19 protein-coding genes and 1 tRNA gene are annotated in these 26,961 nt (G+C 39.5%); 14 read left to right on the top strand and 6 right to left on the bottom strand.

Going from position 1 to position 26,961, the window contains the following annotated elements; genetic code table 11:
- Positions 1 to 5 precede the first annotated feature (5 nt).
- Positions 6 to 3,155: a SusC/RagA family TonB-linked outer membrane protein gene (locus OQ267_RS01690; RefSeq protein ID WP_265834662.1), complete on the top strand. Its 3,150-nt coding sequence runs from the start codon at positions 6 to 8 to the stop codon at positions 3,153 to 3,155.
- 18 nt (positions 3,156 to 3,173) lie between these two features.
- The gene (locus OQ267_RS01685; RefSeq protein WP_265834660.1) at positions 3,174 to 4,469 is read left to right on the top strand and encodes a RagB/SusD family nutrient uptake outer membrane protein; all 1,296 of its coding nucleotides are present in this window, start codon (positions 3,174 to 3,176) and stop codon (positions 4,467 to 4,469) included.
- A 35-nt stretch (positions 4,470 to 4,504) separates the two neighbouring features.
- Here OQ267_RS01685 and OQ267_RS01680 read toward each other — a convergent pair whose 3' ends face one another.
- Complete coding sequence (locus OQ267_RS01680; RefSeq protein ID WP_265834658.1) at positions 4,505 to 5,251, bottom strand: DeoR/GlpR family DNA-binding transcription regulator; 747 nt, start codon at positions 5,249 to 5,251, stop codon at positions 4,505 to 4,507.
- Positions 5,252 to 5,488: 237 nt separating this feature from the next.
- Between OQ267_RS01680 and OQ267_RS01675 the strand changes: the two genes are divergently transcribed.
- Genes OQ267_RS01675 through OQ267_RS01665 form a run of 3 tightly spaced genes read left to right on the top strand, consistent with a single transcriptional unit; the run spans position 5,489 to position 10,995 of the window.
- Entirely contained in the window at positions 5,489 to 8,587 is a 3,099-nt protein-coding gene (locus OQ267_RS01675) for a SusC/RagA family TonB-linked outer membrane protein (protein WP_088299957.1), read from the top strand.
- A gap of 10 nt (positions 8,588 to 8,597) precedes the next feature.
- A complete protein-coding gene (locus tag OQ267_RS01670) occupies positions 8,598 to 10,169 on the top strand; it encodes a RagB/SusD family nutrient uptake outer membrane protein (protein WP_088299956.1) in 1,572 nt (523 codons plus the stop codon).
- Positions 10,170 to 10,179: 10 nt separating this feature from the next.
- Positions 10,180 to 10,995 (top strand): hypothetical protein, encoded by an 816-nt coding sequence (locus OQ267_RS01665; protein WP_265834657.1) that lies wholly within the window; start codon positions 10,180 to 10,182, stop codon positions 10,993 to 10,995.
- A 70-nt stretch (positions 10,996 to 11,065) separates the two neighbouring features.
- On the opposite strand, the gene OQ267_RS01660 is transcribed toward OQ267_RS01665, so the two are convergent.
- On the bottom strand, positions 11,066 to 11,668 hold the full coding sequence (locus tag OQ267_RS01660; RefSeq protein ID WP_088299831.1) for a porin family protein: 603 nt from the start codon (positions 11,666 to 11,668) through the stop codon (positions 11,066 to 11,068).
- Positions 11,669 to 11,827: 159 nt separating this feature from the next.
- Between OQ267_RS01660 and OQ267_RS01655 the strand changes: the two genes are divergently transcribed.
- The 4 genes from OQ267_RS01655 to OQ267_RS01640 all read left to right on the top strand — a co-directional run bounded on the left by OQ267_RS01655 (position 11,828) and on the right by OQ267_RS01640 (position 18,963).
- Positions 11,828 to 12,043 (top strand): hypothetical protein, encoded by a 216-nt coding sequence (locus OQ267_RS01655; RefSeq protein WP_029281875.1) that lies wholly within the window; start codon positions 11,828 to 11,830, stop codon positions 12,041 to 12,043.
- A 204-nt stretch (positions 12,044 to 12,247) separates the two neighbouring features.
- Positions 12,248 to 13,939: a S41 family peptidase gene (locus tag OQ267_RS01650; RefSeq protein ID WP_265834655.1), complete on the top strand. Its 1,692-nt coding sequence runs from the start codon at positions 12,248 to 12,250 to the stop codon at positions 13,937 to 13,939.
- A gap of 88 nt (positions 13,940 to 14,027) precedes the next feature.
- Positions 14,028 to 16,283 carry a GH92 family glycosyl hydrolase gene (locus tag OQ267_RS01645; RefSeq protein ID WP_265834653.1) on the top strand — a complete coding sequence of 752 codons (2,256 nt, stop codon included), beginning with the start codon at positions 14,028 to 14,030 and terminating at the stop codon, positions 16,281 to 16,283.
- A 73-nt stretch (positions 16,284 to 16,356) separates the two neighbouring features.
- A complete protein-coding gene (locus OQ267_RS01640) occupies positions 16,357 to 18,963 on the top strand; it encodes a glycoside hydrolase family 2 protein (RefSeq protein WP_265834652.1) in 2,607 nt (868 codons plus the stop codon).
- A 110-nt stretch (positions 18,964 to 19,073) separates the two neighbouring features.
- Here the strand turns inward: OQ267_RS01640 and OQ267_RS01635 are convergent, their stop codons facing one another.
- A complete protein-coding gene (locus OQ267_RS01635; RefSeq protein WP_047799587.1) occupies positions 19,074 to 19,400 on the bottom strand; it encodes a 2Fe-2S iron-sulfur cluster-binding protein in 327 nt (108 codons plus the stop codon).
- Positions 19,401 to 19,466: 66 nt separating this feature from the next.
- Positions 19,467 to 20,477 carry an NAD(P)/FAD-dependent oxidoreductase gene (locus tag OQ267_RS01630; protein ID WP_265834650.1) on the bottom strand — a complete coding sequence of 337 codons (1,011 nt, stop codon included), beginning with the start codon at positions 20,475 to 20,477 and terminating at the stop codon, positions 19,467 to 19,469.
- A 561-nt stretch (positions 20,478 to 21,038) separates the two neighbouring features.
- On the opposite strand from OQ267_RS01630, the gene OQ267_RS01625 reads away from it, so the two are divergent.
- The gene (locus OQ267_RS01625; protein WP_265834649.1) at positions 21,039 to 21,470 is read left to right on the top strand and encodes a hypothetical protein; all 432 of its coding nucleotides are present in this window, start codon (positions 21,039 to 21,041) and stop codon (positions 21,468 to 21,470) included.
- A 72-nt stretch (positions 21,471 to 21,542) separates the two neighbouring features.
- Here OQ267_RS01625 and OQ267_RS01620 read toward each other — a convergent pair whose 3' ends face one another.
- On the bottom strand, positions 21,543 to 23,669 hold the full coding sequence (locus OQ267_RS01620; RefSeq protein ID WP_265834647.1) for a prolyl oligopeptidase family serine peptidase: 2,127 nt from the start codon (positions 23,667 to 23,669) through the stop codon (positions 21,543 to 21,545).
- A 247-nt stretch (positions 23,670 to 23,916) separates the two neighbouring features.
- Here OQ267_RS01620 and OQ267_RS01615 point away from each other — a divergent pair, with 247 nt between their 5' ends.
- From OQ267_RS01615 to OQ267_RS01600, 4 genes are all read left to right on the top strand, one after another.
- Positions 23,917 to 24,666, top strand: a complete 750-nt coding sequence (locus OQ267_RS01615; RefSeq protein ID WP_265834646.1) for a UDP-2,3-diacylglucosamine diphosphatase — start codon at positions 23,917 to 23,919, stop codon at positions 24,664 to 24,666.
- A gap of 135 nt (positions 24,667 to 24,801) precedes the next feature.
- Positions 24,802 to 25,875: a peptide chain release factor 1 gene (gene prfA, locus OQ267_RS01610; RefSeq protein ID WP_088299822.1), complete on the top strand. Its 1,074-nt coding sequence runs from the start codon at positions 24,802 to 24,804 to the stop codon at positions 25,873 to 25,875.
- Between the two features lie 105 nt (positions 25,876 to 25,980).
- A tRNA-Asp gene (locus OQ267_RS01605) sits at positions 25,981 to 26,054 on the top strand.
- Positions 26,055 to 26,190: 136 nt separating this feature from the next.
- The gene (locus OQ267_RS01600) at positions 26,191 to 26,475 is read left to right on the top strand and encodes a putative quinol monooxygenase (protein ID WP_265834644.1); all 285 of its coding nucleotides are present in this window, start codon (positions 26,191 to 26,193) and stop codon (positions 26,473 to 26,475) included.
- Between the two features lie 3 nt (positions 26,476 to 26,478).
- Here OQ267_RS01600 and OQ267_RS01595 read toward each other — a convergent pair whose 3' ends face one another.
- Positions 26,479 to 26,952 carry a CAP domain-containing protein gene (locus OQ267_RS01595; RefSeq protein WP_265834642.1) on the bottom strand — a complete coding sequence of 158 codons (474 nt, stop codon included), beginning with the start codon at positions 26,950 to 26,952 and terminating at the stop codon, positions 26,479 to 26,481.
- Positions 26,953 to 26,961: the final 9 nt, after the last annotated feature.

The following is a 26,961-nucleotide window of genomic DNA, read 5'->3' as shown; positions in this document are numbered from 1 at the left end:
ATTTTATGGAAAAAATTTACCTTCAATGGTTATCGAAGTTATTTATGATTTTGATGATTCCATTTCTCCTGCTCTATTGTACCGATCCGGTACGGGCGCAAAACAAACGGTATACCATTAGTGGAAAAGTAACTGATGGTGCCAATAACACCCCCATTCCCGGGGCGGTGGTTAAAATACAAAATACTAACCTGGCCACAAGTACAAACGGGAGCGGAGCCTATACTTTTTCCGTAGACCTGGCACCAGGGAGTTATCAGCTATCTTTCTCTTTTGTAGGTTATAAATCTGCTGTACAATCCCTCACACTTGGTGAAAATAATACCATCCAGTTAAATGGCGTATTAAGCGGAGATGCCGTTGGTTTGGATGAAGTTATTGTTACCGGTACCTCTGCCGGAACAACCAGAAAGGAACTGGGCAGTTATGTTAGTACGGTAAAAGGTGATGACTTAAATAAAGCGCCGAGCGGCAATGTACTGTCTTCTTTACAAGGGAAGACCGCAGGTGCACAAATCAGTCAGAATTCGGGAGACCCTGCTGGTGGAATGTCAGTGAGGTTAAGGGGAATTAGTTCCGTGAACTCATCTTCAGAACCGCTATATATTATTGATGGTGTAATCGTGAACAACTCCACTACCAGAGTGACCAATACTTCGTCAAATTATGATGGCGGAAACGTAGTGGGAAGCATAGGCCAAAACAGAATGGTCGATATTAATCCAGCGGATATTGACCGGATTGAAGTTTTAAACGGTGCTGCCGCTGCGGCAATTTATGGTTCAAGAGCCAACTCAGGCGTAATTCAGATTTTCACCAAAAGGGGTGCAAGCGGGAAAGCGCAGGTTACTTTTAATACCAGCCTAACCATGAGTGAACTGCGGAAACAGATTGACGTGAACCAGTCGCCGGTTAAATTTGGTGGTTCAGTAAATTCATTCACACAGGATGTCATTCAAACGGTGGTAACGCCTCCGGCTACTACGGCAGCCTTATTAACAAACACGACCCCGGTTACCCGATATAATTATCAGGATTATATTTTCCAGACCGGATACGGCACCGACAATACAGTTTCTATCAGCGGAGGAACAGATAATACTAAGTTTTATACTTCAGCAAGTTATTTCACCAATCAGGGGATCATTAAAAACACCGATTTTTCAAGGTACAACCTGCGGGCAAACGTAGATCAGAAGATCACCGATTGGGCATCGTTAAGTGTAGGTATGAATTACATCAGGAGTGCGGCCAAGGAGAAACCCGACGGTAACTCTTTTTTTTCTCCGATGAATTCGGTGACCATTATTGGTAACTTCCATGATATTTTTGCAAGAGATGCCAATGGCAATCTGCTGGCGGTTGGAGAGCGTGGCCGGGTAAATCCGGTTTCCGTAATTGAAGATATTAAGCAACGCCAGGAAACCAACAGAATCATTTCAAGTGCCAATCTGAAACTTAATCCGGTAAAAAACCTAACGTTAAATTTCCTGGTTGGTGTAGATAACTCTGGTTCAAATGGTTCTACTTATATTCCGCCGTTTGCTTATAACGTAAACCCCGATTTTTATGGTGGCGGCGCAACACTGGATGGTACGCTAAACGGTTATGCCAGTGCGGCGAGTAATAATGCCTTTCAGTTTAACAATGATATCAATGCCACTTATCAGGCTAAAATCAGTGATAAAATTGCTTCAACAACTCAATTGGGATATTCCTTTCAGTATGAGCAAACGCGATATCAATTGGTAAATGGTAGGGGTTTAGCTCCTTTAATTGAAACGGTTAATGCTGCGGCAACCCAACTGCCTAGTGTGGATGGCAGAACACAGCTTTCTGTAACAGGAGGATATTTACAGCAGACTTTTAAATACAGGGATCACTTTTTCTTAACAGGAGCTGTTCGTGTTGATCAATCTACCGTATTTGGTGCCGATAACCGGACACAAACTTATTTCAAAGGCAACGCAAGTTATGTGTTGTCATCAGCTGATTACTGGAAAAATCTGGGTGTTTCCTCCTGGTGGGATACTTTTAAAATCCGGGCTGCCTATGGAGAATCGGGTAATTTAACAGGTATTGGTGCTTACGACAGGATCAATGCCTATTCAACACAGTCTTTTTTAGGTCGGGCATCCTTGTTTTCGAGCGCGACTTTGGCTAATGAAAATGTTAAACCAGAGCGTCAGCGTGAACTGGAGTTGGGTACCGACTTATCTTTTTTTAAAAACAGACTTGGGTTGCAGTTTAACTGGTACAATAAAAAGGTAAGTGATTTGTTAATCGCCAGCGTTACCGCTCCATCTACCGGATTTTCTAGTTTTCTGGATAACATCGGATCGCTGAGGAATAAGGGAATTGAACTGGTGTTGAATGGAACGCCAATAAAATCAAAAGATTTTAGCTGGAATACCACCGTAGTTTTTAATAGAAACAGAAACCAGGCACTTAATGTTGGTGGTTTAAGGTTATTCTCAACCAATCCTGGTGCGCCCGTGGCCATTATTGATGGTGAAGCAATCGGTGTGTTTTATGGAACTTTCTTTGCCCGGAATCCGGATGGCAGCTTATTAACCAACGCTGCCGGAATTCCGCAGCTGGAGCGTGGAATACAGAATTCGGCAACCACCTTTACACCGCAGCGTGGCACCGATGGTTTGCCTACCGGAACAACCTTGCGTAAAGTGCTGGGTAACCCGAATCCTGATTACACGGCTTCCTTTGTGAATGATTTCTCTTATAAAAAGTTTAATCTTCATGTGCAGTTAGATGCTGTTCAGGGGGGTGACGTTTGGAATGCCGACTGGAGAACACGCCAGGGTGTAGGAAGTGGTAAAGTGGCAGAAGCGGAACAACTCGGCCAGTTGCCGAGAGGTTATGTGGCCGGTGTGTACGCTACGGAAGAATGGCGGATTGATGATGGATCTTTTGTGAAGTTAAGAGAAGTTTCTTTAAGCTATAATGTAGGTAAAGTTAAATACCTGCGCGATCTGACCATTACTTTAAGCGGAAGAAACCTGGTTTCATGGGATCATTACAAAGGATATGATCCTGAAGTGAACTCAGGCGGTCAGTCTACTATTTTAAGAAATATCGATTTTGGATCGGTTCCCATTCCAAGAACCTTTAGTTTAGGTTTACAAGTTAAATTTTAATCGGCAAAGGAAAAATTTATGAAAAGTTTAAAATTCACTACCTCAAAATATATCACTTGCCTTGCTTTCACTTGGGCAATGGGTTTAGCTTCCTGTACCAAAGAGTATCAGGATCCATCCAGGGCAAAAACAGCTGTAGCACTCACTAATCAGCAAGGTCTGACGGCTGTGGCCATTGGTTTGCAAAGGGTTTATAGCTTAAACAGAACAGGGGTGATGTTTAATGCTGTTGCCGCCAATGGTTTTGTTACCAATGAACTTTCCTTACTGAACTCTGGAAATATTCCTGAATTACAGTTAAGTACAGGCGGAGCAGCTGTGGATGGTACGAATACCATTTTATTTAACCTGTGGACAAGCGCAAATAAGATTGTTTATGACGCTGATTTAGTGATTACCAATGCAGGCAACCTTGGTGATAAAGGATATGCATCCGGCCTGATTGCCTACTCGAGCATTTTTAAGGCACTTGCTATTGGCAATTTATCTCAATACTGGGAAAAAATACCCGATGGAACAGGGAAAAATGTCGCATTTATTACAAGGGCAACTGGTTTCACTAAAGCCATTGCTGTAATAGATAACGCTTTAAACACCATAACCGCTAATCCAATTTCAAGCGGCTTTAATTCAAATGTACCCAATATCAATATCGTAAATACCTTGCATGCATTAAAGGCAAGATATGCCTTGTTTTCCGGTAATTATTCACTGGCTTTATCGGAAGCAAATGAAGTAGATTTAACAAAAGCATCTTCTTTTAACTTTGATGCCACATCACCAAATATTTTATTTACCATTATTTCTTCGAATAATGTTTTTCAGCCATCCAATGTAAATTTGGGTCTGACAGGTGCTGATGTGCCTGATGCCGGAGATAAAAGAATCCCATTCTATACTATTTTTGCTGGAAGTCAGGTGGCAACCATCCGGATGAATGGCTTTGCAGCCAGTACAACAACGCCTTTTCCAATTTATCTGCCTGGAGAAATGACATTAATTAAGGCAGAGGCCTACGCCCGGCAGCCGGATTTGTCAAATGCTTTGGCCGAACTGAATAAAGTCGTTACCAAAACGACAGATGTTTTTGGTGTAACGGCAGCATTGCCATCGCTGAGCGGAACTTATACACAACAGCAGTTGATGGATTTAATTTATAAACACCGTTCCATTGAATTATATGCTTCAGGCTTAAAAATTGAAGATATGAGGAGATTTAACCAGCCAGTCGCGAACCGGAAGCGTAACTTTTTTCCTTATCCCTTCCAGGAAAGAGATAACAATCCGAATACACCTGCAGATCCAGGTTTTTAACACAAATGGGGCTCAGAATCTTCGGGGCTCCATTTCTATAAAATATGCACTTCTCTGTTCTGGTATCTTGTTAATGACTCATGATCCTGATCCAGTTCGGTAATAAGGTAGCTGATGCTTTCAATCGGGCATACCCTTAAACGCAGCGCAATGTCCAGTTTCTCTGAAATACACAATACTGCAGTCTTTTTTGAGGATGCCAGCATGGCTTTTTTAAGCTGGTTAATTTCCCAGTAAGTGTCTGTCAGTCCCTCTTCGGGATGAATGGCACTCGTACCCATCAGGCATAAGTCTGCTTTGAGTTCAGCAAGTTGGGTAATCACCTGTCCGCCATAAGTAACCTGCGAATTTTTAGAAAATAAACCACCAATCAGTATCACTTCTATATTGTCGTATTTAGCCAACTCTATCGCCACCAGGGGGCTGATGGTAAAAAAAGTAGCCGCTATGTTTTGCGGAAGCTGCTTTACAAACTCTAAAATGGTGGTGCCGCCGCCGGTTAAAACCACCATTCCGTCTGTGATCAGCCCGGTTGCTTTTTTAGCAATAATGATTTTACTGTCTCTGGCATAAACCGTACTGTCATCGAAAGAACTATGGTAAGATTTAGATAGTGCGCCACCATGAACTTTAAAAAGCAAGCCTTCATCTGAAAGTTCCTGTAGGTCTCGCCTGATGGTATCTTCAGATACGTTAAGCAATTGAACCAGATCGGAAGTAAGTACACGGTTATGCAGGTTGATCTGGCGCATAATAAAATCGTGGCGTTCTTTTTTAAGCATACTGAGGTATTTTTTACGGAAGTAAATATAAGATTTATTTGTATTGCGTGTTTTTGCGGTTTGTTGCAATAATATATTGGGATTAGAATGTTAAAATCTTGACTATTTGTTTTTTAAATGAAAAACATTTATGATATTAGCTAAATATTGGAAAAATATGCGTGATTATGCGTGTTTGAAAATATTGGCAAACAACTATATCAAACTAAACTCATTTCATTTCAAACCAGGCAGTTTATGAAAAAAAAACTACTACTCACCATTATGGGTACTTTTTTGTTGCTGGCACATGCCATTGCACAACAAATTACCATCACGGGTAAAGTCTCCTCTACAGATGGTCCAATCCCCGGTGTTTCCATCCGGGTAAAAGGAACCACAACCGTTGCACAAACCAATGGCGACGGGAATTACACGATTAAAGCGTTGGAAACCGATGTTCTTGCATTTTCCTATATCGGATATAAGGCCGTTGAACGAAATGTCGGTACAAACAAAATCATCAATGTTTCTTTAGTTTCTGATGCTAAGGGTCTTGATGAAGTTGTGGTAACTGCTTTGGGTAATACAGTGAAAAAACGCGAATTAGGTACATCCCAACAAACTGTTTCAGGTGCTGTAATAGCCGAAACGCAACGCGAAAATTTTATCAATGCTTTACAGGGACGTGTTGCGGGTGTTGAGGTAACAAGCTCTTCAGGTGTTCCGGGGGCATCATCCTCCATAACCATTCGCGGAGTAAGTTCTATCAGCGGGAATAATCAACCATTAATGATTGTTGACGGTTTACCAATTGATAACAAAACGTTAAGTACTTCAGCCTTTGTTTCAGATGCAAGTTCAAACACATCATTTAGTAACAGAGGGGTTGATTTTACTAATCGTTCTGCAGATATCAATCCGGAAGACATTGAAAGTTTAGTGGTTTTAAAAGGTCCTGAAGCTGCTGCGCTTTATGGAATTGATGCGGCTAACGGTGCAATTGTCATTACTACAAAGAGGGCAAAGGCTGGTAGTGGTGCAATCAATTATAGTAATAGTTTCAGGGTGGAGACAACGAGAGCTTATCCTGAAATTCAGAAAGAATATGGATTAGGTGGGAGTGGCGCTCCTGGATCAGTATCTACATTAAATAATATCTATCAATATTTCGGTCCGGCTTACGCTGAAGGAACGCAGTTTTATGATAATGTAAAGGATTTCTTTCAAACTGGGTTTACGCAAAGGCATAATTTATCATTTGAGGGTGGCTCTGAAAAAATGAATTACCGGATTTCAAGTGCATATACAGATCAGGAAGGTGTGGTGCCAAATTCCGCTTATCAGAGAATTAACTTAACAGGAGCATCACAAGGCACTGTAAATAGCTGGTTAAAGACAGATTTATCTATGAATTACAGTTATGCGGTAAATGACCAACCCTTAAAAGGGAGTATCGGGCCTTTACTTGGCCTGCTGGCCTGGCCGCAAACTGATCAGGCTTCTAACTACCTTACACCGGCAGGCACAAGAAGGTTATTGGCTTACGGATCTGCTGGCAATGCTGAAATTGATAATCCCTATTTCAATGTGAATAAAAATATTATTAATTCTAAAACCAGCAGGATTATTTCAAACCTTGGCTTAACCATAACCCCATTTTCGTGGGCGAACATTAAAACCAATATTGGTATGGATTCTTATACCAACCAAAACTTAATTGTACGTCATCCGGAAAGTGCTTCAGGCTTTAGCAGAGGCGGAACGATAGATGTAGCCAATGACGTAACAAGGAATATCAACCTTCAAAACCTGATTAATTTAAATAAACAAAAGCTAACCGGCGATATTTCCTTTGATGCAACTTTGGGCAATTCATTGCAAAACCTGAAATCTAATGTAGATGCGGGTTATGGAGAAGGCTTCTTAGATCCTAATTTTAACTCTTTAAATAATGTGGGAACTAAATTGGTAAGAACAACAATTACACAACGTCGTTTAGTGAGCTTTTTTGCCAGGGCAACTTTTGATTATAAAAATTATTTATTCCTGACCGGAACTGTTAGAAATGACCGTACTTCCACTATTCCTATAGATCGTTATTCCTTCTGGTACCCATCAGTTCAGGGTAGTTTTGTTTTTACTGATGTTCCGGCTTTTAAGGGGCTTAAAAATATTTTCTATTATGGAAAGTTGAGAGCTGCTTATGCTAATGTTGGTAAAGACGCAAGACCATATGCTTATGTTCCGAGCCTGGAAAATAAGACAACCTCTAACGGGGGCTATGGTTATGGCTTCACAGGTCCTAATCCGGGGCTTAAACCCGAATTTGCAAAATCATATGAATTTGGAGCAGAGCTGGGATTTCTGAATAACCGTTTAGGCCTGGATGTGACGGTGTATCGTAAAGAAACAACTGATCAGATCGTAAACGATATCAGAAGCAGTTATGCCACGGGCTTTATACTCTTAAATCTTAACGGTGGATCAACGAGAAATCAAGGTATAGAACTTACATTACGAGGAACGCCAGTAAAAACCAGCAATTTTAATTGGGATGTTTTGGCAAACTTTGAATCTGCGCGTGGAAAAGTACTTTCACTTCCGAATGAATTACCAGAATCTTACGTTTCTGATACATGGCTATATGCGAACGTGCGTAACGGGAATACCCCGGGAAATTCAACAAGATCATTAACGGGACTATTTTACCTTCGGAATAACCAGGGGCAATTGTTAATAAATCCAACTACCGGAATTCCGGTGCGTTCTACCGTTTTTGTTGAAGGTGGTTATGACAGGCAGCCAGACTTTACCATCGGCTTAACAAATACGTTCACCTATAAAAACATGTCGCTATCCTTCTTACTTGATATCAGAAAAGGCGGCGATGTATTAAATGCTACCCAGCACTTTCTAACAACGATTGGTTTAAGCAATACTACATTAAACAGACTGACCCCAAGAATCATTCCGGGCGTATTGCAGGATGGTAGAGAAAATACAGCCAATCCAACAGTGAATAATATTGCATTTGTGCCCTATTATCAAAACTCTTTTTATTCTAATGCAAGTGAGGAATTATTTATTGAAAAAGATATCAATTGGATAAGGCTAAGAGATGTCACCTTCAGTTATAAGTTACCACAAACCTTATTTAAAAAGCAAAATTTTATCAAAAGCGCAAGTGTTTTTGCCACAGGGACGGATTTATTCTTAATCACAAATTATACAGGCCTTGATCCTGTAGTTAATGGCAATACTGCAGCTGTTGGTGGTTCCGGGGCATCAGGTATTGATTATGGTAACTTTCCAATGCCAATTGGTTTAAACTTTGGAATTAAGATTGGATTATAATATAGAAAATATGAAAAAGATATATTTAGTATTGCTAACCGGAATTCTACTTTCAGTTAGTAGCTGTAAAAAATACCTGGATGTAAATACCAACCCCAATGCTCCGCAAACTGTAACAGCAAATTTGTATCTGTCACCAATGATTCACTGGATGGTAACAGCTCCACAGTATGACGGACGGTTTATTGGAAGATATACACAAAACTGGACTTCAACAACTTCTGGTACTACATGGGATCTCCAGGGCTATGACCCGGTGTCAGATAATGGTGCACAATTGTGGCGGGATGTATATTGGAGCTTTGGTCAGAATCTGATTGATATGAATACCAAGGCAGAGGCTGAACAACGTTGGGATTTATTAGGTGTCGGGCAGATTTTAAAAGCCTGGGGCTGGCAAACCCTGACCGATATTCATGGTGAGATTATCATTAAACAGGCTATAGATCCTACCAGAAATGTTTTTGACTATGATAGTCAGGAATATGCTTATCAGGAAGTTCAGCGTTTACTGAATGCTGCCATCGCAAATTTGGCAAGAACGGATGGAGCAGTAGATGCTGCGTTTTTGGGAAAAACCGATATTCTTTACAAAGGCGACAGAGCGAAGTGGACAAAACTGGCCTATGCCATGCTTGCGCTAAACTTGAATCATTTCAGCAATAAATCCAGCTATAAACCAGATGATGTCATCGCCGCTGTTGATAAGTCATTCGCCAGTAATAATGATGATGCTTTAATGGGATATCCCGGCATTACCGGTAATGATGACAGAAACTTTTTAGGACCAACCAGGGGCAATATGCAAACATACAGACAAACCTCTTTCATTGTGAACCTGATGAACGGAACCCAGTTTGCGGGTGTAGTGGATCCAAGGATGAGCAGAATGCTTTCGCCTTCTCCTGATGGTGTATACAGAGGTATTGTGACAGGAGCAGGAACCGGTGCTTTTACATCCAGCCAGCTACCCAATAACTTGTGGAATCTTGCTTCCATTTCAGCACCGGCAGCAAATACCCAGGGAAGGTATATTTTCTCTGATAAATGTAAATTACCTGTGATGACCTATGCTCAACTTCAGTTCATTAAAGCAGAAGCTGCATTTAAAAAAGGAGACAAAGTAACTGCCCTGGCGGCGTTAAAGAATGGTATCTCATCCCATATAGATTTCGTTAATGCAAGGAATCTTGAGGATAATCAATCTCCAACACAAATTACCAGCACCGAGAAAGCCGCATATATGAATACGCCATCTATTGTTCCTGCAAATGCTGCCGATTTAACACTAACACAAATTATGTGTCAGAAATATATTGCGCAATGGGGATGGGGTCATTTGGAAACCTGGATGGATCTAAGAAGATATCATTATACAGACACCGATCCCTTAACCGGAAAACAGATCTATTTAGGCTATGTTTTTCCGGTAACACTATATTCGGAAAATGTTGGTAAACCAGCATATAGAATCAGGCCCCGTTATAATTCTGAATACGTATGGAACAGGCAGGCATTGAGTGTTATAGGTGGTTTAGCCACTGATTATCATACCAAAGAAACCTGGATTATTCAACCTTAATCAGCTAATCATGAAAATAAAAAATATAGGTCATTTAGCGGTTCTGCTAATTCCGTTCATAAGTTTCTCTTGTAAAAAAGACAATAGCATACAGGTAATTGATATACCAATTGAAGCTACTGAAGTTGCGCGAATCAAATATTTTAATTTTACAGCCGGTTCCCCTTCTGTAAACTTTTATGCCAATGGTGTAAAGGTTTCCGGGATCCTGAGCAATACCGGTTCGGAAAGTACAGCGGGAACGGCATATGGCGCTGTTTACCCAGCTTCAAATTACAGTGTTATTAATCCAGCAACTTATAAGATAAACGGAATAATCCCTTCTACTGCCACAGCTAATGCCAATGTTACCATATCAGAAGTTAATTCCAATCTGGAAAAAGGAAAATATTATTCTCTTTACACCGGTGGCATTTATAATAGCGCGACAAAAACGGCAGAATCATTTATTCTGGAAGATGTTTTACCACCTAACAATGCAAGCAACATGGTCGCTTATGTTCGTTTTGTAAATGCTATTCCAAACGGGAACTCCCCCATGACCCTGGTTATTAAAAATGCTGTATCGGGTTTAGAAACGGTTGTCGCAACTGGTATAGCTTATAAAGCAGGTTCAGTATTTGTGCCTGTTCCTATCGGGAGTTATGAGTTATATGTAAGATATTCAGCATCAGGAATCAATATCATTTCCCGAAACGGCACAACTAATGGAGTTGTACCTTTCCTTGGAGGCAGAACGTACACTGTTGGTGCAAGAGGTGATATCACCATAACATCGGCAACAGCCGCAACAAGGCCATTAATAGATAATACGGCTAATCAATAATTTAACTGCGCCGACATTAAACCTCAACGAGCAACATAACGGGTTGCCTGTTGAGGTTTAAATAAATAGATTACAAGATCTTAAATCCTAAACTCAACTGAAATAAGTTCGGTTTCTGGCTGTATTTTTCACTTTTACTAATGTTGGAAAGACCTGCTTCATAACGTAAATCAACTGAAATGGCACCTATATCAACACCGGCACCCGCCTGTAAGCCAAGGGCCTGATTTTTATAGTTGTCAAAATCAGTAGCTTGCTGGTAAGCCGAGCTAAAACTCGAGTTTTCATCCAAAATAAATGAAATTACAGGTCCGGCCATCACCCTGAAATTTAGGTTTTTAGCCCCAAACTTGGTGCCTAATAAAACTGGCACATCCAGTGTAGTAAATCTCACTTTACCTTCTGCAGTTACTTCATTATTGTTATTATTGGTAAAGCTGATGAATTTATTGCCTTTACTACCAATATAAGCTTCGGGCTGTACATAAAAACTTGCGCCGCCAATACGGGCCCAGGCACCTACCTGATAGCCTAAGCGATTTTCTTCACTGGCAAAATCAGCATTAAGTTTGGCTAAATTTACACCGGCTTTAACACCAAGATTAAATGTTTGTGCTTGCGATGTTGCCCAACCCAGGGTCAGGAAAACAATAGGGAGAATAAATTTTTTCATTGTCTTTAAATTTTTGCGTGTTTTTTATTGGATAAATAACGAATTTTTAACAAAATTATCATGCCAGATATTGTATAGCTCTCTTTTTTTATTACTCATTGGTAAAAAGATATTATAGTGCGCAAATATTTTTTACTTTTGCATCAAATAAAATCTGCTATGGCTAATTTTCAACTTACCGCTGAAACCGCATTTAAAGTAAAAACAAAGTTCTTGAGAAAGTACCGCGACTTAGCTAATGAGCCATTGGAATTTACACCTGGCAAGGAAGATGAACTGGTGCAGGATTTAATGCGCCTGGTAAAACGCGACCGCACTTACATTGAATTTACCATTCAGAAAGCCCTTGCTGATACTAAAGGAAACAGATTGTAATCCTTCTTTAAAAATTTACCTTTCATTTCGTAACGCTTTATTTACGCTGGACCTGAATAAGTATTTTTAATATTTATCTCTTTTTGTACATTTACACCTGTACGGTCAGGAATTGTTTTTCAATGCACTTCATGTTGTATTAAGATACAGTCAAATCTCTGTTTAGCAATCTTTATTCGTGTCACCATTATAATATTAGCAAGGATGAAAAAAATAAAATATGCTTTTTTAGCCGCAGGGTGTTGTATGGCGATTTTATCATTTTCATTTAAAGAAGACTTATTCCTGGTTTCTAAAAATCTCGATATTTTCGCGTCCCTTTATAAGGAAATCAATATCAATTATGTTGACGATACCAATGCACCACAACTGATGAAAACCGGTATTGATGCCATGCTGGATAGCCTTGATCCTTATACTGAATATGTGCCGGAATCTGAAATTGAAGATTATAAGCTTAAATATGTCAGTACCCAATATGGCGGCATTGGTGCCAGTACCGTTTTGATTGCGGGCAAACTTTTCGTGAATGAAGTAAGCGAAGGCTACCCGGCTAATAAAGGTGAAGTAAAGGCCGGTGATCAGATCGTAAAAATAAACGGAGTTGAAGTTAAGGGGAAGGAAAGGGCTGAAATCAGCCAGTTATTGCGCGGGCCTAAAGGTACTCCGGTAGACCTGGTTTTGTTTAGGGAAGGTAAGGAACTCCAGAAGAAAATTATTCGCGAGGAAATCAAACAGCCAAATGTATCCTATTCAGGTATGGTAGGCGATGGTGTGGGGTATATCAAACTGGATAAGTTTTTAGAAAATTCTGGTCAGGAAGTAAAGGATGCCCTTTTGAATATCAATAAGGAAAATCCAAAGGGAATTATTCTTGACCTCCGGAATAATGGTGGCGGAATATTACAGGAAGCCGTTAAGATTGTGAACCTGTTCGTGCAAAAAGATCAGCTCATTGTTACCCAGAAGGGCAAAAATCTTGAAAAAACAATTGCCTATAAAACCCAATATCCTCCGGTTGCTCTTGATGTTCCATTAGTAGTGCTGGTCAATGCAAACTCTGCATCTGCATCAGAAATTGTAGCCGGTTCGCTGCAGGATCTTGATCGGGCAATTGTGGTGGGGCAGCGGAGTTATGGAAAGGGCCTGGTTCAACAAACCTTTAATCTGCCCTACAACAGTCTGGTAAAAGTAACGGTTGCTAAATATTATACCCCATCCGGCAGGTGTATTCAAAAACTGGATTATACGCATAAAAATGCCGATGGCGTGGCAGAGCGTTTTGCTGATTCAACCATGATGATGTTTCAAACCAAAGCCGGCAGAAATGTATACAGTGGTAATGGCATCTATCCGGATGTGGTGGTTAATGCCGATAAACTAAGCCCGGTAACCATCTCCATGATTAGTAAAAATTTATTTTTCAACTATGCCAATCAATACCGGAAAACTAACCCCAAGCTCGAATCTGCAAAAACTTTTCAGCTATCTGATGCCGATTATACTGCTTTTGTGAATACCTTAGCAGATAAAGACCTGACCTATCAAAGCAAAACCGAAAGGTTGCTGTCTGATTTACGGCAGGAAGCTGAGAAGGAAAATAAATCGGCAGAAGTTAAAGCTGACCTTGAAAATTTGAAGTATAAACTGACCATCTCTAAAAAAACAGACGTAGCCACGCATAAATCAGAGATCAAAAGAGTTTTGGAAACACAAATTGTGAGCCGCTATTTTTATGAAAGGGGGAGAATCGAGCAAAGTTTTCAATATGATAAGGAGTTGATGGCGGCTAAGGCTTTGTTTGGTAATCAGCCCCAGATGTTAGCGATTTTAAAGGGCGATGGGAATTACAAAGTAATTGGTAAACCCATTAAAGAAACGGCCTCACTAGATTAATCCTGTCATTATTGAAAAATATTTTAACATAACGAGCTATTATTATCTAATTTAGTAAAACGATTTATCAAATACCGAATAATAAACCATGAATTTTAAGAAACTTACACCTGTTTTATTTACCGCACTCCTTTTATCTGCAAATGTGCATGCCCAGAAAACTGCCCATTTAACACAGTTTGTTGATCCCATTATTGGTTCTGCTAAGCATGGTCACGTTTTTGTTGGTGCCAATGTCCCGTTTGGGGCAGTACAGCTGGGGCCAGATAATGTTTTTGAAGGTTGGGATTGGTGCAGTGGCTATAACTATGTGAGCAATACCATCACGGGGTTTTCACATACCCACTTAAGTGGTACCGGAATTGGTGATCTTGGAGATATTTCCATTATGCCAGCCTCCGGAGAAACCATTCTGCAAAAAGGTAAAAAGGGTGAGGAAGATAAAGGATATCTTTCCACGTTTTCACATGAAAATGAAGTGGCAAAAGCAGGTTATTATAGCGTATTGCTGGATAAGTACAAAATTAAAGCAGAATTAACGGCCACCGAACGTGTTGGTTTCCATCAATATACCTTTCCTAAAAAAACAGCAACCCCTCATGTTATTATTGATTTGATTGAAGGGATTGGGTGGGATAAGCCTGTTAACGCTTCATTTAAACAACTGGATGCCACTACAATTGTAGGACATAGAAACTCTAAAGGCTGGGCCAACGATCAGCGGTTGTATTTCGTGATTAAGCTTTCTCAACCTTTACAGAAGTTTTCTATCTATAGCGATGATAAACTTGCAAAAGGGACTGATGTAAGTGGTGAAAAAATTAAGGCGGTAATTGATTTTGCATCAGTTAAGCAAAATCAATTGCAGATTAAAGTAGCCTTATCGCCGGTAAGTACGGAGAATGCGCTATTAAATTTAAAAACTGAATTGACAGGGTGGGATTTTGCATCTACCGTAAAAGCAGCTGATGCAAAGTGGGAAAAAGAATTGTCAAAAGTAAAAATTGATGCTTCAGCAAACACTAAAAAAGTCTTTTATACCGCACTTTATCATACGATGGTTGCACCATCATTGTTTAATGATGTGAATAAAGATTATTTAGGTACAGATAAGAAAATTCATCATGCGGCTGGTTTCAACAACCTGACTACCTTTTCGCTTTGGGATACCTATCGGGCAGCCAATCCACTTTATACTATCCTTCATCAGGATAAAGTGAATGATGTGGTGAACACCATGCTGGCCATTTACAAAGAACAAGGAAAGTTGCCTGTTTGGCATTTAATGGGCAATGAAACCAATACCATGGTGGGTTACCATGCCGTACCGGTAGTGGTTGATGCTTATTTAAAAGGTTACCGTGGTTTTGATGTCAATCTGGCTTACGAAGCTGTGAAACAATCTGCCATGCAGAAAACTGATGGCATTGATTACATTCAGAAATTGAAATATATCCCGGCAGATAAAGTAAATGAATCTGTTGCCAAAGCATTAGAATATGCCATTGATGATTATTGTATTGCCATGTTTGCAAAATCGTTAGGCAAAACGGATGATTATCAGTATTTCAGTAAAAGAGCTGGTTTGTATGCGCAATACTTTGATCAGGATGTGCAGTTTATGAGGGGTAAATTGGCTGATGGGAAATGGAAATCACCATTTAGTCCGGTTGCAGCCAAACACCGTGAGGATGATTACACGGAAGGAAATGCATGGCAATATACCTGGTTGGTGCCACAGGATGTAGAAGGTTTAATTTATCTTTTCGGTGGCGATAAGCCTTTTGTAAACAAACTGGATTCCCTGTTTATTGTTCCTGCTGATTTAGGCAAGGAAAGCTCGCCAGACATTTCCGGATTGATTGGTAATTATGCACAAGGTAATGAGCCTGGGCACCATATTCCATATTTATATGCTTATGCTGGTCAGCCATGGAAAACCGCAGATTTAATCCGTAAAATTGATCACGACTTCTATACTTCCAAACCAGATGGATTATGTGGTAATGAAGATGTTGGACAAATGAGTGCCTGGTACGTATTTTCTGCCCTAGGATTTTATCCGGTAAATCCGGCCAATGGTGCCTATGTTTTTGGTACGCCTCTGGTTAAGAATGCCACGATTAATTTGCCCAACAAAAAAACGTTTGATATAAACGTAATTGATAACAGCAGCGAAAACAAATATATTCAGCGAATCCTATTAAATGGGAAGCCATATACCAAATCATTTATCCTACATAAAACCATTGTAGAGGGTGGTTACATGACAATTTATATGGGAAATCAACCCTCTAAATTATGGGGTATATCAGCAAGTGACAGACCGGTTTCGGGAAAATAAATTATTAGTTGGATGAATGTTAGCAATATGCCGATGTTCATCCTACAATCAAACATTCAATAGTATACAGGATATGAGAAGAGTGCTTTTATTTTTTTTGTTTGTTGCCAATTTTTGTGCTCAGGCACAACAACGCTACGAATTAAACACTGGCTGGTTGTGCAATAACATTAAAGAAGTTAAAGTGAGCGGTCAGCAATTGTCGGACACAAATTTTTCGCTTAACAGCTGGATGCCTGCTACAGTTCCGGGAACAGTACTAACTACTTTATTAAATAATAAAAAAGTGCCCGATCCATTTTATGGCATGAACAATGAAAGAATTGAGGATGTTTATAAAACCGGAAATGATCATTACACGTATTGGTTTGTTAAAGATTTTTCGGAAAAGGCTGTAGCTAATGAACAAGTGTGGCTGCAGTTTCGCGGAATAAATTACAAGGCGGAGTTTTATCTGAACGGTAAAAAACTAAACCCTAAAACACACGAGGGGATGCACATCCGGGCAGAATACAACATCACAAAATTCTTATCGTCAACAGGAAAAAACAGATTGGCCGTGTTGGTTTATCCACCTGATTTTCCAGGAAACCCCAACGGCGGACAAGGTGGTGATGGTACCATTGCAAAAGGATTAACCACACAGTACACCGCTGGGTGGGATTGGATTCAACCCATTCGTGATCGAAATACCGGAATTTGGGATAAGGTAACCATTGAGAAAACCAAGGCGATTAATATTAAAAATCCGCATATCGTTACTTTGGTTCCGGGTAAAAGATTGCCAGCAGGTACTCAAAAACCAGCCACACTAAAAGTATCGGTAGAGATAGATAACCCAACCAATAAAGTAGTCACCGGCGTTTTGCAATACCAGGTTGCGGGTAAAACCATTAGCAAATCTATCTCATTGCCGGCTAGTAAAAGTACAACCGTAAACTTTGCAGATTTGTCTATAGAAAACCCGAAGCTTTGGTGGCCAAGTGGTTATGGCGCACAAAATCTTTACGATCTTAAAATTCAGTTCCTTTCCGCAAACCAGGTTTATGATCAGGAAAGTTTAAAGGTAGGAATCAGGCAGATTGATAACATCTGGAATGCACATACCAAAAGTATGGGTGCCTATGTAAATGGCCAGAAAATCTTTATTAAAGGCGGCAACTGGATTATTTCTGATGCCATGCTTCGTTTTAGTGATGTCCGTTATGATGCTGAAATCAGGTACCATAAAGATATGAATCTGAATTTGATCCGGATTTGGGGAGGTGCGATCCTCGAACGACCAGAATTTTATAACGCATGTGATAAATATGGATTGTTGGTTTTCCAGGATTTCTGGTTCAGTGGCGATTGTAATGGCCGTTGGGTTGATCCGATGAAAAAAGAAGACCAATGGACGCGGAGAAACTATCCGGATAATCATCCGTTGGTATTAGATGCGATTGAAGATCAGGTGAAAATGATTCGCAACCACGCTTCCTTAGCATTTTGGTGCGGTGGAAACGAAATCACGCCGCCAGAAGATATTTTAAACCCGGTTAAAAACGATATTTTACCTCGTTTAGATGGCACCCGCCTATTTTTCGATTTTTCTAATAGTGATGAAATGTCGTTTAATGACTTGGGTGGGAATGGAGATGGACCATACGGCATCCAGGATCCGAAAAGCTTTTGGAGTACTAAAACATTTCCATATAATTCTGAAGTGGGATCAGTGGGTGTGGGCGATTATGAATCATTAGAAAGGTTTATCCCCGCAAAAAATATGGTAGCACCACAATTTAAGAACAAGCCAGATTCGGTTTGGGATTACCATAAATACATTGCTTATGAACAATACATCAATCCATACGGAAAGGCTAAAGATGTAAAAGATTTCGCCATGAAAGCACAGTTGGTTAATTATGATCAATACCGTGCCTTAATGGAAGGATTTTCTAACAAGATGTGGGATTGGTATACCGGGTCAATTATCTGGAAAACACAAAATCCATGGACAGCGCTTCGTGGCCAGATGTATGATTATTATCTTGATCCAAATGCCTGTTTATATGGTTTAAGAAAAGGAAGTGAGCCATTACACGTAATGATGAATCCTGTTGATAGCATGGTTACCTTGGTTAATAATGGCTTTACAGGTCTGAATAATTTAATGGTTCAGGCAAAAGCATATGATATGGACGGAAAAGAGCACTTCATCACGCAGGCTTTTAACAGCATCGGTGCTTCATCAGTTCGTAAGTTTTTCTCTTTAAATGATTTTTTAAAGAAACTGGATCAGAAAGAAGGTGTATTTGTTTCGCTTAGAATCCTGGATCAGAAACAGCGTATCTTAAGTGAAAATATTTACTGGCTGGCAGACAAAAACGGCGAATACAGTGGCTTGCAAAAATTGAAAGCTACTCCATTAGATGTCATGGCCGCGAAAAAGTCAAACAACAAAGTTGAGGTAACGTTGAGCAATAAAAATGATAATCCGGTTGCCTTTTTTAATCGAATTGCACTAATCGATAAGCAGAGTGGTAAACGCATTCTCCCGGCATTTTATGATGATAATTATGTGAGCATTCTTCCGGGCGAGCATAAAACCATTACAGTAGAATATACCGGAGCGCAGGATAATTTGGCTGTAGAAGTATATGGCTGGAATGTAGAAAGAAAAACGGTAGCGATAAATTAATTGCATATTGCTGCACAAACCTCAGGTTTTTTAAAATTTATAATCTAAATTGAAACCAACAAAAAAGGGCGATACTTAACATATCGCCCCTAATATTTTAATAAGCTTTTCTAGCTCACACCATGAAGTTTCACCTTCAAACCATCCATGTTGTTGTTTAACTGTAACTGACAGGCTAATCTCGAATTTGGCAATAAATCTGGTAAAGTATCCAGCATTGCATATTCGTCATCAGTCATTTCATTAAGCTTTTCTTCGCCTTCTAAAACATCTACGCAGCAGGTCGCACATAAAGCCATACCACCACAAGTTGCCAGAATATCATATTCTGAAGCTTTCAAAAATTCCATTAAACTTAAGCCCATATCAGTTGGTGCTTCATGTTCTGTAACAGAGCCATCCGGCTCCTGCATGTATATTGTTATGTTGTTTTCCATTTCGCTCACTTATTAACGCAAACTTAACTAAAACTACAGAGCTTATGAACACAAATTAAAAAATCCTTAAAATTCTGAAACGCCGTTTACAGTAGTATATTTCATCGTGTATTTCACGCCTGGGTTCATGTATGAATAAGCACTGTGGCTCATCAATGCAGCCTCATGGAAACCACTCAGGATTAATTTTAGTTTGTTGGTGTAAGTGTTAATATCGCCAATGGCATAAATACCAGGAATGTTGGTTGAATAATCGTCTACATTTACCTCAATAGCACTTTTACTAATGTTTAGGTTCCATCCTTCAATCGGGCCTAACTTCGGACTTAAACCAAACAAAGGAATTAAATGGTCGGCGGCTACTACAGTTTTTTCCATTGTGCGGTTCTGAACAATCTCCACCTGTTCTAATTTATCCGTTCCCTGTACAGCCTGTAAATTGCTATTCAGGATCAGGTTAATTTTTCCACTTTCAGCAAGAGACATCACTTTGGCGACTGAATCTGGTGCGCCACGGAAACTTTCGCTTCGGTGAACCAGGGTCAGTTCTGAACAAACTTCAGCCAGATAGATCGTCCAGTCTAAGGCCGAATCGCCACCACCGGCAATTACCATTTTCTGATTGCGGTATTTCTCCGGATCAAGGATCATATAGTTAACACCTTTACCGTTTTCAAAATTCTCTAAATTTTCTACGGCAGGTTTGCGGGGCTCAAAACAACCTAAACCACCTGCAATAACAACCACTTTGGATTCAATAACAGTACCCATGTTAGTCGTTAAAACGAAATCAGCTTCGCCACGCTTTTCCAAACCTTCTATACGTTCACCCAGAGTAAAAGTAGGATGAAAAGGTTTGGCCTGTTCCATCAAATTATCAATTAATTCCTGAGCCAGAACCGAGGGATAACCCGGGATGTCATAAATTGGCTTTTTAGGATAAATTTCAGAAAGCTGACCACCAACCTGTGGTAAGTAGTCAATTAAATGGCAACGCATTTTTAATAAACCGGCTTCAAAAATGGCAAATAAACCAACCGGACCAGCGCCAATTATGGCTATATCAGTAGAGATCATTCAAAAAAAATTTACGCAAAGTTACAAAATAAACTTTTATGAACATCCCTATTTAGAAATATTCTAGATAATTCTGTAATCTTTTTGTATTCAGTATTTTATATGCTTTGAATGAATTAAAAACAAAAGTTAAGGGTTTTGTTTAGTTTAAAGCAAATTATAATTGGTCTATAGGTTTAGTAGGGAAATGGAGTGGCTTTACTTTATAAGGTTGTTAATTGATTATTCATAGATCGGTATCACTGCTATCGACAGGTCTAAAATCTGGTATTCAATGAAGTAAGTTTTCAGAGGTGTTAAAATTCAAAATAAATGATATCTTTCCTAAAACTTTGATTAACGATGCTCGATTATTTTTTCATTGCTTTACCTTTTGCTGCGCTATGGTTCTTCCTTTTTCTGTTTTGCAGCAGAAGCTGGCAAATGCCTGCCACATTTACTCCTTTGTGCATCTATGGTCTTTATTCAGGTCATAGCGCCTGGAGATGGATATTGTTAATCCCGTTGTTATCTCTTTTAGTGTTGGATTTGCATATTATATTGAGAGAACCTAAATTCAGTATGAAGATCAATATTTTGACTTACCTCTTCATCGTTCCAATTTTAATCGCTTATTTCTGTTTCGGATTAGGATTTACCAGGGATACCAGTTTAGCGGGTACCATTTGGGGCTATATTTGTCAGGTTATTTTTTTAACAATTTTATTGAAATTCTGGTTCATTGATATATTGATGCTTTTTATAAACCGATTATGGTTAAAAGAAAAGCACAGTATAGAAACGCAGATTATAGAAAAGTCAATGCGAACTGTAGGAAGAAGGACAAGTTATTTTGTAATATTTGATAACCTGGGTAAGAAGGAAGTCTCTGGCTTTTATTACCTATACCTTAAGTTAAAGCGTATAAAGCCCGAAGATAGGGTTGAAATGGTGATTAGAAAAGGTTGTCTGGGTGTTGAGTATATAGCTGGTTTCCCCAGGTTAATGTCATAAAATAACGTTGCCACAACAGCACAGTTTACATCAGGATATCCGATGCGTATTGCACTGCTGTGGTAAGGATCATTACCAGTTCATTCCTAAATTCTGAAAAACAAAGCTCCACACATCAGCAGCTTCCCCAATCAACTTAGTGGTTGGTTTTCCTGCGCCATGGCCAGCTTTGGTTTCAATTCTGATCAGTATTGGGTTTTCACCTTTATATTTTTCCTGCAAGGTTGCCGCAAATTTAAATGAATGTGCAGGTACAACGCGGTCATCATGGTCTGCTGTAGTGATGAGTGTTGCCGGATAGTTTACACCTGGTTTCACGTTGTGTAGTGGCGAATACTTAATCAAATAATCAAAATCTTCTTTCTTATCGCTGGTGCCGTATTCTACTGCCCATCCCCAACCCACAGTAAATTTGTGGTAGCGTAGCATATCTAAAACACCAACAGCTGGTAGTGCAACTTTAAAAAGTTCTGGCCTTTGTGTCATACAGGCGCCAACCAGCAAGCCGCCATTTGAACCGCCAGAAATCGCGATTTTGGCCGGATTGGTATATTTTTCTTTGACCAGGTATTCTGCTGCGGCAATAAAATCGTCAAACACATTTTGTTTTTTGGCTAACATACCGTTTCTATGCCATGCTTCTCCGTATTCACTTCCGCCGCGTAAACTGGGTTGTACATAAATCCCGCCTTTCTCTAAAAACAACATCCGTGATAAGCTGAAAGATGGCGTTAAACTCACCTGAAAACCACCATAGGCATACAGGTAAACGGGGTTATTGCCATCAAGCTTAATTCCCTTTTTATGGACGATAAACATCGGAACTTTTGTGCCGTCTTTTGAGGGATAGAAAACCTGACTGGTTTCATAATTGTCGGTGTTTAATTTTAGTTCGGATTTTTTGTAAAGTGAAGATGTCGCTTTTGCAATGTCATAGCGGTAAATGGTTCCCGGTGTTGTAAAGTTAGTGAAGGTATAAAAGAATTCTTTATCTTCTTTATAGCCACCAAAACCAACAGCGGTGCCAATTTCCGGAAGTTTAACTTCGCCAATTTTAGCGCCGTTTAAAGCAAACTGAACAATGTGGGTGCTGGCATCTTTCAGATAAGAAGCCCATAGAAAACCACCGCCGCTTGATACTGCTTCCAGTGGAAGCTCTGACTCAGGAATAATCTTTTTCCAGTTTTTAGGATCGGGATTTTTAGGATCAATTAATACCACCCGCTTATGTTCTGCGTCTAAATCCGTATAGAGCAATAGCTGATCTCCGTTATTATCAATAATGTCATGGTTATGGTCGTAACCCTTAACCAATGGCAATATTTTATTGTTTACTTCCTTTAAATCCTGATAATACAATGCATTTCCGGATGTTCCGGCACTTGCAGAGATAATTAAGAAGCGCTCATCTTCTGTTACATCTGCACCGAAATATAAGTTTGGGTTGGTTTTATCTTCAAAAATTAACTGATCATCTTTTTGTTGCGCACCCAGTTTGTGGTAGTAAATCTTCTGAAACTTATTTGTGGCGGATAAATCTGTCCCTTTTGCAGGTGCATCGAATCTGCTGTAATAAAATCCATCACCTTTCCAGGCCGCACCCGAAAATTTGGTCCATTTCAGTTCGTCACTTAATTTAGCTTTAGTGGCGATATCCATTACGTAAATACTGCTCCAGTCTGATCCGGCCTGCGCTATAGAATAGGCAACATATTTTTTATCATGTGAGAATCCGAGTAAAGAAACTGCAGCTGTGCCATCTGTTGTAAGTTTGTTCGGGTCAAGAAATACTTCCTCTTTTCCTTCCAGGCCTTTTTTGATGTACCAAACACTTTGATTTTGCAAACCATTGTTTTTCCCAAAGAAATAGTATTCTCCAACTTTCATTGGTGCACTTTCCTTTGGATAGTTCCAGATTTCGGTGAGCCGCTTTTTAATGTCAGCACGATAAGGAATTTGATTCAGGTAATTTTGGGTTACTTTATTTTCTGCAATAACCCAGGCTTTGGTTTCCGCAGATGTATCATTTTCAAGCCATCGATAAGGATCGGCAATGGTTTTACCAAAGTATTGATCGGTTGTGCTATCTTTTCTGGTATCCGGATATTTCATTCGTGTTATTTTATCTATTGGTTTTTTACCTTGATTACAAGCTAAAAGGCTTAGCGCAAATAAGCCTAATAAAAGTTTATTTTTCATAGTACCAACAATTTATTTACTAATATATGTTTTTGCCTTCAGTATGATTACACAGATTGCAGGATTTCACTGATTTTCTGCGGGATGATTTCAGAGATTTTTGGATATATTGATCATTTGTCGTCTATCGTTAAACATCCATGACTCAGGTCTCTTTATAATCCTTTCTGCTTTAGTTCTTAAGTTTTTTCTTTTGAACCTCCTGCTTTGAACTTTCACCTCTTTTTCCTTTACCTTTGGCTCAGACATGGATAAAAAAATTTATTTCGCATCTGATTTTCATTTGGGTACTCCAGATTATGCTGAAAGCCGTGCCCGGGAAGCACGTATTGTAAGCTGGTTAAATTTTATCGAGCCTGATTGCGGCGAATTATTTTTAATGGGCGACATTTTTGATTTCTGGTTTGAATATGCGAAGGTGATTCCAAAGGGGTTCATTCGTATTCAGGGAAAGCTGGCTGCAATGGCAGATAAGGGGATTAAAATTTATTTCTTTAAAGGTAATCATGATATGTGGGTGCGCGATTATTTCACAAAGGAAATCGGAATGGAAATTATCAGCGATGAGCTGGTCATTGAACGTAATGAAAAAAGGTTTTATCTGCACCATGGTGATGGTTTAGGCCCCGGAGATGCGAAGTATAAATTTTTAAGGAAAATTTTCAGAAGCAGGCTTTGTCAGTGGCTCTTTGCCCGTTTACATCCGAATTTAGGTATTGGTATGGCCAGTGCATGGAGCCAGGGCAGCAGAGCAGCACAAACCGAGAAAGAGGTTTTTATGGGCGAAGACAAGGAATGGTTAGCCATTTATGCGAAAGAACAATTGCAGAAAAAGCACTTCGATTACTTTATTTTTGGCCACAGGCATTTACCACTGGATTTAGATCTGGGAAACGAAAGTCGTTATGTAAATATTGGCGAGTGGATTAACTATAATTCTTACGCTGTTTTTGATGGGATAGACCTTAAGCTTGAATATTTTACAGGTAAACGATAAGAATCTTTCTTTTTGAAAACCTTTAATTGAGTTGAAGCTTTAGGTTTCAAGGCTAATTCAGCTTTTTTCCTTATTTTTGCATTTCCTGAATTTTTGGATTTATACCGGGTTCGGGGAATTTCAACAAGAATAAATATGTTAGATAAATTAGAAGCTATAAAGCTGCGTTGGGAAGACGTAGAGGAATCGTTAAGTAATCCGGATGTGATTCAGGATATGAAACGTTTTGCGGCTTTAAATAAAGAATATAAAGACTTGGGCAAGATTGTAGATGAATATAAAATCTACAAAAATGTGATGAGTAATATTGATGCCAACAAAGAGATCTTGTCCGTTGAGAAGGATGCTGAAATGCGTGAAATGGCAAAGGAAGAGCTGGATATGTTGTTGAAGCAGCAGGAAGAAATGGAAAGCAATATCCGTTTAATGCTGATTCCTAAAGATCCTGAAGATGCTAAAAATGCTGTTTTTGAGATTCGTGGTGGTACCGGTGGTGATGAAGCTGCCCTTTTTGCCGGTGATTTATACCGGATGTATACCCGCTATTTCGAAACCAAAGGCTGGAAAGTGGAAACCGTTGATGTAACAGAAGGTACTGCCGGTGGGTACAAAGAGGTGATTTTGAAAGTAAATGGTGATGATGTGTATGGCCAGCTGAAGTATGAAAGTGGTGTACACCGTGTACAACGTGTTCCTGATACCGAAACACAAGGCCGGGTTCATACCTCTGCAGCATCTGTTGCTGTTTTACCTGAAGCAGAAGAGATTGATTTATATATTAACCCGGCAGATATTGAATTACAAACCTCCCGTTCTGGTGGTGCCGGTGGACAAAACGTAAATAAGGTAGAAACGAAAGTTCAGTTAACGCACAAGCCTTCAGGTATTGTAGTCGTTTGTCAACAGGAACGTTCGCAGTTAGGTAACCGCGTAATTGCGATGGAAATGCTTAGAAGTAAGTTGTATGATATTGAATTACAGAAAAAGAATGGTGATATAGCGGCGAAACGTAAAACAATGGTTTCAACAGGTGACCGTTCTGCTAAAATCAGAACGTATAACTATCCACAGGGTAGGGTTACCGAGCACCGGATTGGTTTAACCATGTATAACCTCCCTTCTATTATGGACGGAGATATTCAGGAAATTATTGATGCGCTGCAATTTGCCGAGAATGCAGAAAAAATGCAGGAAGGTGCTGTAGGTTAATTGGTTACGATTATTTTAAAATAAAGTTTGCAATTAAAGAATTTGTCTCTATATTTGCAACCTCGAAAGGGGAAAGAGGTTTAAACTTTTAAAAAGTAAACAAAAGGAGTGGTAGTTCAGCTGGTTAGAATGCCTGCCTGTCACGCAGGAGGTCGCGGGTTCGAGTCCCGTCCATTCCGCAAAAAAAGCCTTAACTTGAAAAAGTTAAGGCTTTTTTGTTTTAATGATAAATCATGCTTTGATAAGGTGAAAATGATGTAGAGATCAGAATTTTTAGGTTACATTTAGCACACTTATTTTTAAATACTGAAATATATGAGCATTTACCTGACTGCTATTATTAAAAGCAAACCGGAAACAAAAGAAGAATTAAGCAAGATACTGCTTAATATGGTTGTACAATCAAGAAAAGAGATCGCCTGCGTGCAGTATGATTTACATGAAGATACTAGTCGTAATCTATTTATTTTCCATGAAGAGTGGGCTGATGAGGCCGGCTTGGATTTCCATAATCAACAAGAATATCTTTTAGATTTTGTGGCCAAATCAAGTGAACTAACAACAGATATTGTAATTCATCAAACAGATAAAATAGCTTAAATTTTATAATGAAGCGCCAAATGATATCGCCCAGTAATTCTCGCTGAAGCCAATACCAGCTTCATTACTATTGGCATCCATCATCGCTTTGCAATGGCTCGCGCTTTTTTTCCAGGCGTTAATTACTTCGTCTGCATTAACATATCCTTTGCCTAAGTTTTCACCTTCAACATTACCCTTATAGCCCGCTTTAAAGGCACGTTCTTGAGGAGTAATACCTTCAGGCGATATATGTTCGAAATAATTTCGTTGATCCATATCCTTTGCATGTGCCATGGCCGCACTCTCCAGTTGACTGTTTAAAGATAAGGGAGCCACAGGCGGCATGTAATCACCTCCACAGGTACAGCCCGATTGCCTTAATAAATTAATTTTCTCCAGGACAAGGTTAAAATCTTGTAGGGGCAGTGCAATTACATCTTTCTTGCATTGCAGAAATATTATGCAGCAAAGCATACAGCAAATGATGGGTTTCATTTCTGAAGT

Origin of the sequence: Pedobacter sp. MR22-3 (assembly GCF_026240075.1) — a bacterium.
Lineage (GTDB): Bacteria > Bacteroidota > Bacteroidia > Sphingobacteriales > Sphingobacteriaceae > Pedobacter.
The sequence above is the reverse complement of the archived record's forward strand: the minus strand, read 5'-3'. Positions and strand labels throughout refer to the sequence as shown.